A 13,714-nucleotide genomic window follows, 5' to 3' on the forward strand; every position below is an offset into this window, starting at 1 on the left:
GAATCAGGAGAGGCATGATGAGTGAGAGCACCGAGGTAAGACAGGGCCCGTTGAAAGGCCTGCGCGTGCTGGAGTTCGCGGGGATCGGGCCAGGCCCGCACTGCGCAATGCTGCTGGCGGACATGGGCGCCGAAGTGCTGCGTATCGAACGCGAGGGTGGTAACGGCTGGCCGAACCCGGTGGTCGATCGTGGGCGCAAGACGCTGACGCTCGATATTCGCAGCGAAGCCGGGCGTGCGCGCTGCATTGAGCTGGCGCAGACCGCCGACGTGCTGATTGAGGGCTTTCGCCCCGGCGTTATGGAAAAGCTTGGGCTGGGGCCGGACGAACTGCTGCAGTGCAATCCGAAACTGATCTACGGTCGCATGACCGGTTGGGGCCAGACCGGCCCGCTGGCCAGGGCCGCCGGGCACGATATCAACTACATCGCCTTGACCGGCGCGCTGGCGGCAATCCGCGGCGAGAGCGGGACGGCGATACCGCCGTTGAACCTGGTCGGCGATTTCGGTGGCGGTTCGCTGTACCTCGCGGTCGGCATTCTCGCTGCGTTATGGGAGCGCGAGCGATCCGGTCAGGGCCAGGTGATCGATGCGGCGATCGTCGATGGCGTGTCTTCGCTGATGACCTTCTTTGCCGGTCTGCTGCCAGGCGGGCGAATCAACATGCGGCGCGAACGCAATCCGCTGGCTGGCGCTGCGCCGAATTACCGTTGCTATCGCTGCGCGGATGGACGCGAGATTGCAATCGGGCCTCTGGAGCTGCAGTTCTGGCGAGAGCTGCTGGAGCGCATCGATGCGCCGGAAGCGCTCTGGGCAGGGTTTGACGAGCCGTCCAAATGGCCGGAACAGGCCAAGCTACTGGAACGGCTATTCATTACCCGTACGCAAGCCGAGTGGTGCGCCTTGTTGGAGGGCAGCGATGCGTGTTTCGCACCGGTGCTCGAGCTGGCCGGAGCGGCACAGCACCCACATATGCGCCAGCGTGGCGTTTATCAGGAACTGGACGGCGTGTTGCAGGCGGCGCCGGCGCCGCGGTTCTCGCGTACGCCAGGCAAGGCGAGGCGCACATTACGGTGCAGTCCGGATGAGGGCTGGGATTGAATTGCCGCAGTCGGTGAAACGGCTCAACGCGGTGTTTAAACGTACCCGGTGGTTACGCAGCGCTTGCTGGAAGCCGTACATTTGCCGCCACCTAAAAAGCACGTTTTTTATTGGACATACAGTCAGGAAATCGATTCCACAATATATAACGCTTATGTCGCAACACCGTCCAAAGTAATCATCTGGTATCGACCAAAGTAGTGTGTATAGCCTGTAATCCGCGGGCTAGACGTGCCGCACGTCGGTTAAGGTTGCGGCTTGGCGCCAGCTGGCTAATATGAAAGCGAGGCTGCTTATTACAACAAAAACGGGGAGTCAGACGTCATGAACATTAATGCCGAACAACAAGTAGTTGCACTTGAAATGTGCCGGTTCCTGGCCCACTGCGTCGCTGCGATCGTTGTCGTGGGGATGCTTTTCGTGGCCCTCGTCGGATCCTGGCATTCAGCCCTGAGTGTTGGGGCCGTTCCATTGCTCGCCATCATGGCCTGCGATTATCTAGCAAGACGCAAGGAAACTGCTGTACAGACAGCAGACGCCTGATACCACTCGGGCGCTAACCAGCCGAAGAACCTCTTATGCCCATCGAGCGATAGACACCCTGACAGTGTTCACTGCCGGGGTGTCCTGCATTGGGTTTACCGCGCATCGTCCTCAACAGAGGCTATAGAACTCGCGCTTGCCGCAGAGCCTTACCAGCCAACGGTTACCCAAAGGTGTTACTCCTTTAGTGCTGCGTAACGACCGGCTGAGGTGGGCGGTAACGAATACCACCTCCAGCCTGTGAGGTTTCAAGGGCTGAAAATCCTAATCGCTTGATAAACAAAGAATTTTAAAAGTTGGCACGACGAATGCTTTCTTTATGGCATAACAAGAACAAGAAAACACACCCCATAACAAAAACAATATGTAGCGACTCCGACACAATAAAAATAAGCATGTGGAGGCGTAGCAAACTGATTCTTTTGGAGAGGAATTGCCCGACAGGTTTCCTGTTGACCGGACCGAGAACAACAAAACTGCCTTCAGGCAGCTCCAGAACCGGTTGAGCCCCCAGGGGCAGTGGCAACATCAGCGACCAAAAAAATCCGTTTGTTCTTTATGTCCCTTATGGGACTGCTATGCGGACGTTGGTCCGACCGGGCCGCTAACAAAAACAACAAGCTCGTCAGCAGAAGAAGAACGAAGCAACACACCCTGAAGGGGAGCCTTACGGCTCCCCTTTTTATTGGTCGCAGTTAACGGCTGTTGCGAATCACCGGCGGGGCGGGAGGCGGGATTGGTGGGCTGAAGCCCACCCTACAAGTCAGTAGGCGCTTAGGTGGGAATCCGGCGTTGCATTGGTGTATGTACCGTAGGATGGGCTTCAGCCCACCAACAAGCGTCGTGAAGACCAAGCGCAGCTGATCCCAGCAGCCTTCACGCCCCCAGCCTCGCGGCGTGCCTATTAAAGCGCGTAGTTCGCCAGCTCCCGCGCGATCAGCAGGCGCTGGATTTCGCTCGAGCCCTCGTAGATCTGCGTGATTCGTGCGTCGCGGTAGTAGCGCTCGACCGGATAATCCTCTAGATAGCCGTAGCCGCCGTGAATCTGCACGGCCTGCGAGCAGACCTTCTCCGCCATCTCCGAGGCGAACAGCTTGGCCTGGGAGGCTTCGGACAGGCAGGGCAGGCCAGCGCTCTTCAGCCTTGCGGCATGCAGGATCAGCAGGCGCGCGGCGTTCAGCTGGGTCTGCATGTCGGCGAGCATGTTGGCGATGCTCTGGTGCTCGGCAATCGGCTTGCCGAACTGCACACGCTCGCGGGCGTAGAGCAGGGCGGCTTCGAAGGCCGCACGGGCAATACCCAGCGCCTGCGCACCGATGCCGATACGCCCGCCTTCCAGATTCGACAGTGCAATCGCCAGGCCCTTGCCGCGTTCGCCAAGCAGGTTAGCCTCCGGGATGCGGCAGTCGCTGAGCGAGACCGCGCAGGTGTCCGAGGCGCGGATGCCCATCTTGTGTTCGCTGCGTTCCACCGCAAAACCAGGGGTATCGGTAGGCACCAGAAACGCGGAAAGACCCTTCTTGCCGAGATCCGGATCAGTCACCGCGAAGACGATGGCCAACTTCGCCCGCTTGGCATTGCTGCAGAACTGCTTGCTGCCGTTGAGCACCCACTGGCCGTCCACCAGTTCGGCGCGGGTGCGCAGGTTGTGCGCTTCGGAGCCCGCCTGCGGTTCGGTGAGGGCGAAGCAGCCGATGGCGCGACCGCTGGCCAGTTCGGCCAGCCATTCGTCCTTCTGCGCCTGCGAGCCGTAGTTCAGCACCGGGCCGCAACCGACCGAGTTGTGGATGCTCATCAGCGCGCCGGTGGCGCCGTCGCCTGCGGAGATCTCCTCCACGGCCAGGGCGTAGGCGACGTAGTCGATGTAGCTGCCGCCCCATTCTTCCGGGACGACCATGCCGAGCAGGCCAAGCTCGCCCATCTGGGCGACCAGGACGTCGTCGATCCAGCCGGCCTTTTCCCAGGCTTGTGCATGGGGGGTGATCTCGCGGCGGGCGAAGTCGCGCGCCATGTCGCGGATCATGCGTTGGTCTTCGCTGAGTTCGAGGTCATGCATTGCGCGGTCTCTTCTTGTTGTTGTGCTGCAAAAGAGGTTCAGGCCGTGGCGCTGCGGCGTGTCTTGCCGGTGGTGGCCTTGAAGCCGTCGAAGAACGCCTGGACGCGCTCCGGCGTGACCTCTGCCAGCGTCGGCGGATTCCAGCGCGGTGATTTGTCCTTGTCGATGATCAGCGCACGCACGCCTTCCATGATGTCGCCCTTGGCGAACCATTGACGGTCCAGATGCAGCTCCAGGGCGAAGCAGTCGGCGATCGGCAGTTCGCGGCCGCGACGCAGCATCTCCAGGGTCACGCACATGGCCAGCGGCGAGCGGCTGTCGAGCACCTTGAGCGTTTCCTCGGCCCAGTCGGCGAACTCCGGGCGCGTTTCGGCGGCCAGTGATGCGCGAATCGCCGCCACGTCGCTTTTGCCGAAATGCTCGTCGATGGCCTGATGCAGCGCCTTCAGCTCGGAACCCGGCAGTTTGTTGCTGCCCAGCATCGCCACCAGGGTGCGCAACGCCTCCTGCGGATGAACGGACCAGCTCATGTGGTCGAGGCAACGATCCAGCTCGGCGATCTGGTCGTGGCTGACGCACCAGTCCGCCAGACCGACGTGCAGCGCATCGGCTGCGCGGATCTGCAGGCCGGTGACGCCCATGTAGGTGCCAAGCTCACCCGGCAGGCGCGAGAGGAAATAGCTGCCGCCCACATCCGGGAAATAGCCGATGCCTACTTCCGGCATGCCCATCCGCACGCGCTCGGTGACCACGCGCAGCGAGGCGCCCTGGACCAGGCCCATGCCGCCGCCGAGGACGAAGCCGTCCATCAGCGCCAGCAGCGGCTTCGGGTAGGCGTGGATGTACTGGTCGAGGGCGTATTCCTCCTCGAAGAAGGTTTCGTGCTCGGTGTCGCCGCGCTGGAAGCTGTCGTACAGCGAACGGATGTCACCGCCAGCGCAGAAGGCCTTCTCGCCATTGGCGCGCAGCACCACCGCATGGATCTGCGGATCGGCCGCCCAGGCGCTGAGCTGCTGTTGCAGCAGGCGGACCATTTCCAGGGTCACGGCATTCAGCCCGGCCGGGCGATTGAGTGTGAGGTGACCGACGTGGTTGCGTACGGCGGCCAGCACGGGGCGTTCGGTTGCACTCATGGTTCAGGTGTCCTTGCGGTACTGATTGATGATCGCCGAGAAGTCCAGGCCGCCATGGCCCTGGGCGCTGAAGCTCTGGTAGAGCTGCTGGGCGAGGGCGCCGAGGATCACCGGCTGGCGCACCTGCTTGGCGGCCTCGGTGGCCAGGCCCAGGTCCTTGAGCATCAGATCGCTGCCGAAGCCGCCGCTGTAGCCGCGGGCGGCCGGAACATTCTCCAGCACGCCGGGGAAGGGGTTGTAGGTATCCGAGCTCCAGCAGCGACCGCTGGAGGTGTTGATCACGCCAGCCAGGGTCTTGGCATCCATGCCCAGCGCGACGCCCAATGCCATGGCCTCGGCGACGCCGATCATGGAGATACCCAAGAGCATGTTGTTGGCGACCTTGGCCACCTGGCCGTTGCCGGCTGCACCGCAGTGCACGATGTTCTTGCCCATGACCGCGAGAATCGGTTGTGCACGATCGAAGTCCGCATCGCTGCCACCGACCATGAAGGTCAGGGTGCCGGCTGCAGCACCGCCGGTGCCGCCGGAAACCGGTGCGTCGAGCATTGGGTTGCCATGCTCGGCCGCCGCCTTGGCCACTTCGCGAGCGCTGTGCGGGTCGATGGTGGAGCAGTCGATCAGCATCACACCCTCGCGGCTGCTGGCGATCAGGCCCTTCTCGCCCAGGTACACGCTCTTCACATGGACGGCGGCCGGTAGCATTGTGATGATCAGCTCGGCATTGCCCTGGGCGATGGCGGTCGGGGAGTCGACCGGCAGCGCGCCGGCGCCAACCAGGCTCTCGACGGCCGCGGCATTGAGGTCGAATACGCTGAGCTGGTGGCCTGCCTTGAGCAGGTTGTGAGCCATGGGCGCGCCCATGTTGCCCAGGCCGATAAATCCGATATGCATGGCTGTTTCCTCTTGTTGTTATGGCCAGATGCGGCTTAGCGATTGGTGAACTCAGGCTTGCGCTTCTCGCTGAACGCCGCCATGCCTTCCTTCTGGTCGGCGGTGGCGAACACCGCGTGGAACACACGACGCTCGAAGCGGATGCCTTCGGCCAGCGTGGTCTCGAAGGCGCGGTTGACGCTTTCCTTGATCATCATGGTGGCCGGCAGGGATTTCTCGGCGATCACCCGGGCGGCCTTGAGGGTTTCCTCCAGCAGGCTTTCGGCCGGGAACACACGGGCGACGAGGCCGGCGCGCTCGGCTTCGGCGGCGTCCATCTGGCGACCGGTCAGGCACATGTCCATCGCCTTGGCCTTGCCCACTGCGCGGGTCAGGCGCTGGGTGCCGCCGATGCCCGGCAGCACGCCGAGGTTGACTTCCGGCTGGCCAAAACGCGCGTTGTCGGCGGCGAAGATCATGTCGCAGAGCAATGCCAGCTCGCAGCCACCACCCAGGGCGTAACCGGCGACGGCGGCAATCAGCGGCTTGCGGCGCGTGGCAATGCGGTCGGCTTCGGCAAAGAGGTCATCGAGATAGACCTGCGGGTAGGACAGCTCGGCCATTTCCTTGATGTCGGCGCCAGCGGCGAACGCCTTGGCCGAGCCGGTGAGCACGATGCAGCCGATCTGCGGATCGGCCTCCAGCTGGCCCAGGGCCTGGTTCAGTTCGCTGATCAGCTGCGCATTGAGCGCATTGAGCGCCTGCGGCCGGTTGAGGGTGATCAGAGCAACGCGCTCCTGGATGTCGACGAGCAGGGTTTCGAATGTCATTTCAGCGTCCTTGAGGGCCGGCGCGTCCGCTGGCCCGGTGGGTAAGTATCACTTCAGATTGATGGTGGTGTTGACCGGGCCGCCCACTTCGTTCTCGTCGAACCAGCGCTCGGTGATGGTCTTGGTCTGGGTGTAGAACTGCACCACCTGCTTGCCGTAGGGGCCGAGGTCGCCGAGCTTGGAAGCGCGGGAGCCGGTGAAGGAGAACATCGGCACCGGCACCGGGATCGGTACGTTGATGCCCACCTGACCCACATCGATCTCTTCCTGGAAGTGCCGCGCCGCCGCGCCGGAGCGGGTGAAGATGGCCGTGCCGTTGCCATTCGGGTTGGCGTTGATCAGCTCGATGGCTTCGTCCATGGTCGCCGCCGCCATCACGCAAAGTACTGGGCCGAAGATTTCTTCCTGGTAGATGCTCATCTCGCGGGTGACACCGGAGAAGATGGTCGGGCCGACGAAGTTGCCCTTTTCGTAGCCGCTGACGCTCGGGTTGCGGCCGTCCAGCTCCAGCTTGGCGCCTTCGCGTACGCCGCGTTCGATCAGCCCGCTGACGCGATCCAGCGCCGCGCAGGAAACCAGCGGGCCGACATCGGTGCCGGCCTCGACACCGGCGTTGACCTTGAGGGTCTGCGCCTTGGCTACCAGATCGGGAATCCAGGCCTGCGCCTCGCCCACCAGCACCACCACCGACAGCGCCATGCAGCGCTGGCCGGCCGCACCGAAGGCGGCACCGGCGAGGTTGTTGAGGGTCTGTTCCTTGTGCGCATCGGGCAGCACGATGGCGTGGTTCTTCGCGCCCATCATGCACTGCACGCGCTTGCCGGCCTGGCTGGCGCGGTTGTAGACATGGGTGCCGACCCTGGTCGAGCCAACGAAGGACACCGCCTTGATATCCGGGTGGTCGCAGATCGCATTCACCACGTCCGGCCCGCCGTGCACCACGTTGAGCACGCCCGGCGGCACGCCCGCTTCCAGCGCCAGTTCGCACAGCCGCATGGTGACCATCGGGTCCTGCTCGGACGGCTTGAGGACGAAAGTGTTACCGGTGGCGATGGCCATCGGGAACATCCACAGCGGGATCATGGCCGGGAAGTTGAACGGCGTGATGCCGGCGCAGACTCCCAGCGGCTGCAGCAGGGTATAGGTATCGACGCCGGCGGCGACGTTGTTCGCCAGCTCGCCGAGCTGCAGGTTGCCGATACCGGCGGCGTGCTCGACCACTTCCAGGCCACGGAACACGTCGCCCTCGGCATCGGCCAGGGTCTTGCCCTGTTCGGCAGTGAGGATCGCCGCCAGCTCCTTCATGTTTTCACGAATCAGCTGCTGGTACTTGAGGAAGATGCGCGCACGCGCACCGATCGGTGTCTTGCGCCAGGTCTTGAAGGCTTGCTGGCCACTGGCGACGGCACGGTCGATTTCCTCGGCAGTCGCAAAAGGCACGCGCGCCAGGACTTCCTGGGTCGCCGGGTTGACGACATCGCGCCAGTCCTGGGTGGTCGATTCGATAAATTCACCGTCGATCAGCAATTTGACGGTAGGAATGGAGCTGGACGTTGTCATAAGGCTCTCCGCCTGAGAAGGCACTGTTGTTGTTATGGCTCGCGGACGGCTGCGACCAGTTGCACCGAATGTAGCAATGCAAAAAACCACATTACAATGCGATCGACTGCAGAGTCGCTCTGCATAAATGCACAGGGGCTAATGGAGGCTTCAACCATGGACTGGGACAATCTGCGCTATTTCCTTGAGGTCGCCCGAGCGGGGCGGCTAACGACCGCGGCGCGCCGGCTCGCCGTGGACCACACCACCGTGTCGCGTCGTTTGCAGGCGCTGGAAAAAAGCATGGGCCTGCAGCTGTTCCTGCGTGAGCCGGGCGGTTACAAGCTCACCGAAGCTGGGCGCAACCTGCTGCCGCGAGTGGAAGCGATGGAAAGCGCCAGCGTGGCCATCGAGCACTCGTTGCCGAGCATGGGTGATGGCCTTTCTGGGCAGGTACGCATCGGCGCCACCGAGGGTTATGGCACGGTGATGCTCGCCGGCCAGCTCACCGGGCTCAGCCGGCGCTATCCGCACCTGAACATCGATCTGCTGGCGCTGCCGCGCGCGGTGCGCCTGTCGCGTCACGAGGCGGACATCGTCATCACCCTCGAACGCCCGGAGCGCGGGCCGTTCATCATCACCCGGCTCACCGACTACGTGCTGCGGCTGTATGCCTCGCCGGCGTATCTCGACGAACACCCGCCGATCCGCAGCCGCGAGGATCTGGCAGAGCACCGCTTCGTCAGCTACGTGGATGACCTGCTGTTCAGCAAGGAGCTGCTGTTTCTCGATGGCATCGCCGACGCCCGCTCCATCGGTCTGCGCAGCACCAGCTTGCTGGCGCAGCAGGAAGCGGTGGCGATGGGGGCGGGGATCGCGATCCTGCCGGCGTTTTCCGCCGACACTGATCCACGGCTGCGACTGCTGCTGCCGGAGGAGGTCAGCTTTACCCGCACCTTCTGGATGCTGATGCCGATCGAGTTCAAGGACCTGGCGCGCATGCGCACGACCTGGGATTACCTGAAGGAAATGGCGCAGCAGAACCAAGGCCGACTGCTGGGCCAGTAGTTATCGCTGGCCGAGCTGTCCAGAGAACCAGGGCGGCGCCGATAGAGCGCCGTGAGCTTTACGCTTCAGCCGTGTATGGCAGTTATGCGCAGGCGGCACATCATCGAGGCTCCGCCCGGTTGATCAGACGCGCGGCGTGGTGCGGCTTTCGTTCCCCATGGGGGTGGAGTCCGGCATCTGTACGCTGGTATCGGTGAAGTCCGAACTGTGCACTTCGGAATCCATCGGCATATGGCTGTAGCGCTGGCTCGGCAGTGCCGGCTTCGCTTCCATCTCGGTCAACAGCCGCTTGCCCTCGCAACGGCCGCTGATTCCGCGCGCCAGTGCCATGCCGCCCATCGCCAGCTCGGCCAGTCCGAAAATCCCGCCGCGGCGCAGCCCTTTACCCATCAGCACCAAGCCGCCCGCCAGCGAGGCCGCGCGCTCCCAGCCGTGTACATTCTGCGGGGCATTCTTGTCGAATAATTGCTTGATCATCTGCAGCGTCCTCTGAAGGCAAGTGGTTAATAGATGACTGCGCCGGGCCGCCAGCGTTCCGGCCAGAGCGCGATGTGGTCCCACAGCAGCGCCGCGGGGTCCGAGGCGAAAAATACGTTTTCTTTACGCCGCCTGGCCGCTTGCGCAATCGAAACTTTACAGCCGCCGCTCCGAAACTTTGCGTTCACGCATTGACGCGTCCTACGGAGCATTACCCATGACCATCCTCGACGGGCTCGCATTGGGCCTGGCCATCATCCTGTTCTTCTATTTGCTGGCTGCGCTGCTGCGCGCCGAACGTAGTTAGGGGGCCGCATGCACGCCAATGACTACTGGCTAATCGCAGCTTTTTTTATCCTCGTGCTGGCGCCAGCGCCCTGGCTCGGGCGCTATCTGTACCGTGCAATGGAGGGTGAACGCACCTGGCTGACACCTGTATTTCAGCCGGTCGAGCGGCTGTGCTATCGAGCTGCAGGCGTAGATCGGGACAGCGAGCAAAACTGGTTGGGCTACAGCCTGGCTTTGCTCGGCCTGACTGTGGTCAGCCTCCTTGGGTTGTTTGCGACGCTCATGTTGCAAGGGCAGCTTCCGCTGAATCCGCAACGCATTCCCGGGCTCGAATGGCACCTGGCGCTGAACACTGCTGTGAGTTTCGTCACCAACACCAACTGGCAGGCCTATAGCGGTGAGGCGCAGCTCAGCTACTTCAGCCAGATGCTGGGTCTGGGTGTGCAGAACTTCGTCAGCCCGGCGGTCGGTCTGGCGGTGCTGGTGGTGCTCTGTCGCGCACTGTCGCGCCGCAACGCGGGTGCAGTCGGCAATTTCTGGGTCGATATGACCCGCGCCGTGCTGTATGGACTGCTGCCATTCAGCCTCATCCTAGCGCTGCTGCTGGTGTGGCAGGGCGTGCCGCAAAGCCTGGCGGACTACGTTCAGGTGGTGACGCTGCAGGGCGGCGAGCAGAGCATTCCACTGGGGCCGGCAGCCAGCCAGATCGCGATCAAACAGCTAGGCACTAACGGCGGTGGCTTCTTCGGCGTCAATTCGGCCCACCCGTTCGAGAACCCGACAGCCTGGAGCAACCTGCTCGAGGTGGCTTCGATCCCGCTGTTGCCGGCCGCACTGGTATTCATGTTCGGCCACTACGTTCGCGACCTTCGGCAGAGCAGGGCGATTCTGGCCTGCATGCTGGTGCTGTTCTCACTCGGGCTGGGCACGACCCTGCTTGCCGAGCATCAGCCCAACCCTGCATTTTTTGGTATTGCCGTGGAACAGACGGGGCCGCTGGAAGGCAAGGAAAGCCGTCTGGGCATTGCCGCCTCGGCGCTATGGGCGACCGTCACCAGCGCGGCTTCGAACGGCTCGGTCAATGCCATGCATGACAGCTTCAGCCCCCTTGGCGGCATGGTGCCGATGTTCAACATGATGCTGGGCGAGATCGTGTTCGGCGGTGTTGGCGCAGGCTTGTACGGCATGTTGCTGTTCGTGCTGGTCACGGTTTTCCTGGCGGGACTGATGATCGGACGCACACCCGAGTACCTAGGCAAGAAGCTCGAAGCGCGCGAGGTCCGCCTGCTGGTGGCTTCTCTGCTGGTGATGCCGGTGGGTGTGCTGGTGCTGGCTGCGATCGGTGTCAGCTTGCCGGGACCCGCCGCCTCGATCACCAATCCTGGCCCTCATGGGCTGAGCCAGATCCTGTACGCCTACACCTCGGGTACCGGCAATAACGGCTCGGCCTTCGCCGGCTTTGGCGCCGGCACGACGTATCACAACCTGATGATCGCACTCGCCATGCTGCTGGGGCGCTTCGGCTTCATCCTGCCGGTGCTGGCGATTGCCGGCAGTCTGGCGGCTAAGAACCGCGCACCGCTCGATGCCAACAGCTTCCCCACCCACGGACCGCTGTTCGTGACGCTGTTGACCCTGGTGATTCTGCTGGTCGGCGGGCTGACATTCCTGCCGGCCCTCGCGCTCGGCCCGCTCGCCGAACACTTCGTCCTGCTGCAAGGCTTCTGAGGAGCGTCATGATGAACGTCCGTCAAACGGCACTCGAAAGTGCCGAGCAACAACCTGCTACATCCTTTGCCGCGCTGTGCAAGCCGGCGCTGTTGCAGGCCCTGGTCAAACTCGACCCACGCCGGCTCGCCCGATCTCCGGTGATGCTGGTGGTCGAGCTCGCCGCTGTAGCGACCACATTGCTGTGTTTCTTGCCCGACGCGGCGGTCAGTCGCCCGGTGGCAATACAGATAGCGCTATGGCTGTGGTTCACCGTGCTCTTCGCCAACTTTGCCGAAGCGCTTGCCGAAGGGCGCGGCAAGGCACGGGCGGATAGCCTCAAGGCAGGCGTACAGGGGCTCGAAGCGCGACTGCGCGATGACAATGGCAATTACCGTCAGGTGGCGGCGAGCAGCCTGCGGCGCGGCGATGTGGTAAGGGTCGAGGTCGGCGAGCTGATTCCCGGTGATGGGGAAGTCATCGAAGGCATCGCGGCCGTCAACGAGGCGGCGATTACCGGGGAGTCTGCACCGGTGATCCGCGAGTCGGGAGGGGATCGCTCGGCCGTCACGGGCAATACCCGCGTAGTGTCCGATTGGCTTTTGGTGCGCATCAGCAGCGATCCGGGCGAATCCACACTGGACCGAATGATCGCTCTGGTTGAGGGGGCCAAGCGACAGAAAACGCCCAACGAGGTCGCGCTGGACGTCCTGTTGATCGGGCTGACGCTGATCTTTCTCGTAGTGGTCGCCACGCTGCAGCCATTCGCCCGCTTCGCCGGGGGCGATCTGCCACTGGTCTTTCTGGTCGCGCTGCTGGTGACATTGATTCCGACGACGATCGGCGGGCTGTTGTCGGCGATCGGCATCGCCGGCATGGATCGTCTGGTGCGGCTCAACGTGATCGCCAAATCGGGCCGGGCAGTGGAGGCGGCGGGCGACGTCCAGGTGCTGCTATTGGACAAGACCGGCACCATCACCTTCGGCAACCGGCGCTGCAGCGCGATGGTGAAGGCCCCCGGCATTTCCACCACTGAGCTGTCGTATGCGGCATTGCTCTCTTCGCTGGCGGACGACACGGCCGAAGGCAAATCCATCGTGGAATACCTGCGTGCCCTGTCGCCCATGGCGGAGCCGTCCACACAGAACGTCAGCAATATTCCATTCAGCGCCGAAACCCGTTTATCCGGTGCCGATCATCAGGGCCGCCGCTATCGCAAGGGAGCCGTAGACGCCGTGCTTGACCATCTCGGCATGACGCGCGAGCAGGTTCCGCCGGTACTGGCACGTGAGGTGGAAAAGATCGCTCAGAGTGGCGGCACGCCTTTGCTGGTATGCGCCGATGACCGTTTGTTGGGCGTCATCCACCTAAAGGATGTCGTAAAACCCGGCATACGCGAGCGCTTCGCCGAGCTGCGTCAGCTGGGCATACGTACGGTGATGGTTACCGGGGACAACCCACTGACTGCCGCCGCGATCGCAGCCGAGGCCGGGGTCGACGACCTGATCGCCGAAGCGACGCCGCAGAAGAAGTTGCAGCGCATTCGCCAGGAGCAGGCCGAGGGCAAGATGGTCGCCATGTGCGGCGATGGCGCCAACGATGCGCCAGCGCTGGCACAGGCCGATGTCGGCATGGCGATGAACGACGGCACCCAGGCTGCGCGGGAGGCGGCGAATCTGGTCGATCTGGACTCCGATCCGACCAAGTTGCTCGACGTGGTTCAGGTGGGCAAGCAGCTGCTGGTGACACGGGGCGCGTTGACGACCTTTTCGATCGCCAACGACGTGGCGAAGTACTTCGCCATCCTGCCTGCACTATTCATCGGCATCTATCCGCAGCTCTCGGCACTGAACCTGATGCAGCTGCACAGTCCCGAAAGCGCGATCCTGTCGGCGATCGTATTCAACGCGCTGATCATCGTCGTCCTGATCCCGCTGGCGCTGCGTGGCGTGCGCATCAAGGCGGCCGACGCAGCCAGCCTGCTACGGCGCAACCTGCTGATCTACGGACTGGGTGGGCTGCTGGCGCCGTTCGTTGGGATAAAGCTGATCGATCTGCTACTGACCGCGACTGGTCTGGTCTGAATCCCGCCGCGCCTCA

General features: G+C 63.2%; 12 protein-coding genes. 6 read left to right on the forward strand and 6 right to left on the reverse strand.

The features are described 5' to 3' along the window. The first annotated feature begins 17 nt into the window (after positions 1-17). Both CXK91_RS01240 and CXK91_RS01245 read left to right on the forward strand, forming a co-directional pair. The gene (locus CXK91_RS01240) at positions 18-1,100 is read left to right on the forward strand and encodes a CaiB/BaiF CoA transferase family protein (protein ID WP_103454603.1); all 1,083 of its coding nucleotides are present in this window, start codon (positions 18-20) and stop codon (positions 1,098-1,100) included. Between the two features lie 324 nt (positions 1,101-1,424). Beyond that, on the forward strand, positions 1,425-1,643 hold the full coding sequence (locus CXK91_RS01245; RefSeq protein ID WP_103454604.1) for a hypothetical protein: 219 nt from the start codon (positions 1,425-1,427) through the stop codon (positions 1,641-1,643). A 904-nt stretch (positions 1,644-2,547) separates the two neighbouring features. Here CXK91_RS01245 and CXK91_RS01250 read toward each other — a convergent pair. Genes CXK91_RS01250 through CXK91_RS01270 form a run of 5 tightly spaced genes read right to left on the reverse strand, consistent with a single transcriptional unit; the run spans position 2,548 to position 8,095 of the window. Further along, positions 2,548-3,699: an acyl-CoA dehydrogenase family protein gene (locus tag CXK91_RS01250; RefSeq protein WP_103454605.1), complete on the reverse strand. Its 1,152-nt coding sequence runs from the start codon at positions 3,697-3,699 to the stop codon at positions 2,548-2,550. 38 nt (positions 3,700-3,737) lie between these two features. Then, positions 3,738-4,832, reverse strand: a complete 1,095-nt coding sequence (locus tag CXK91_RS01255) for an enoyl-CoA hydratase/isomerase family protein (protein ID WP_103454606.1) — start codon at positions 4,830-4,832, stop codon at positions 3,738-3,740. Positions 4,833-4,835: 3 nt separating this feature from the next. Then, positions 4,836-5,726 (reverse strand): 3-hydroxyisobutyrate dehydrogenase, encoded by an 891-nt coding sequence (mmsB, locus tag CXK91_RS01260; RefSeq protein ID WP_103454607.1) that lies wholly within the window; start codon positions 5,724-5,726, stop codon positions 4,836-4,838. A 35-nt stretch (positions 5,727-5,761) separates the two neighbouring features. Continuing rightward, the gene (locus CXK91_RS01265; RefSeq protein WP_003281982.1) at positions 5,762-6,535 is read right to left on the reverse strand and encodes an enoyl-CoA hydratase; all 774 of its coding nucleotides are present in this window, start codon (positions 6,533-6,535) and stop codon (positions 5,762-5,764) included. A gap of 48 nt (positions 6,536-6,583) precedes the next feature. Next, a complete protein-coding gene (locus CXK91_RS01270; RefSeq protein WP_103454608.1) occupies positions 6,584-8,095 on the reverse strand; it encodes a CoA-acylating methylmalonate-semialdehyde dehydrogenase in 1,512 nt (503 codons plus the stop codon). Between the two features lie 156 nt (positions 8,096-8,251). On the opposite strand from CXK91_RS01270, the gene CXK91_RS01275 reads away from it, so the two are divergent. Continuing rightward, entirely contained in the window at positions 8,252-9,142 is an 891-nt protein-coding gene (locus CXK91_RS01275) for a LysR family transcriptional regulator (protein ID WP_103454609.1), read from the forward strand. 123 nt (positions 9,143-9,265) lie between these two features. Here the strand turns inward: CXK91_RS01275 and CXK91_RS01280 are convergent, their stop codons facing one another. Then, positions 9,266-9,619, reverse strand: a complete 354-nt coding sequence (locus CXK91_RS01280; RefSeq protein WP_103454610.1) for a YgaP family membrane protein — start codon at positions 9,617-9,619, stop codon at positions 9,266-9,268. 217 nt (positions 9,620-9,836) lie between these two features. Here CXK91_RS01280 and CXK91_RS01285 point away from each other — a divergent pair, with 217 nt between their 5' ends. Genes CXK91_RS01285 through kdpB form a run of 3 tightly spaced genes read left to right on the forward strand, consistent with a single transcriptional unit; the run spans position 9,837 to position 13,698 of the window. Then, a complete protein-coding gene (locus CXK91_RS01285; protein ID WP_036991253.1) occupies positions 9,837-9,926 on the forward strand; it encodes a potassium-transporting ATPase subunit F in 90 nt (29 codons plus the stop codon). A gap of 8 nt (positions 9,927-9,934) precedes the next feature. Continuing rightward, positions 9,935-11,635, forward strand: coding sequence for a potassium-transporting ATPase subunit KdpA (gene kdpA, locus CXK91_RS01290; RefSeq protein WP_103454611.1), 1,701 nt, complete (start codon positions 9,935-9,937; stop codon positions 11,633-11,635). Positions 11,636-11,646: 11 nt separating this feature from the next. Beyond that, positions 11,647-13,698, forward strand: coding sequence for a potassium-transporting ATPase subunit KdpB (gene kdpB / locus CXK91_RS01295; protein ID WP_103454612.1), 2,052 nt, complete (start codon positions 11,647-11,649; stop codon positions 13,696-13,698). Positions 13,699-13,714: the final 16 nt, after the last annotated feature.

The sequence above is a fragment of the Stutzerimonas stutzeri genome (assembly GCF_002909485.1).
In the GTDB taxonomy this organism is placed as follows: Bacteria; Pseudomonadota; Gammaproteobacteria; order Pseudomonadales; family Pseudomonadaceae; genus Stutzerimonas; species Stutzerimonas stutzeri_AH.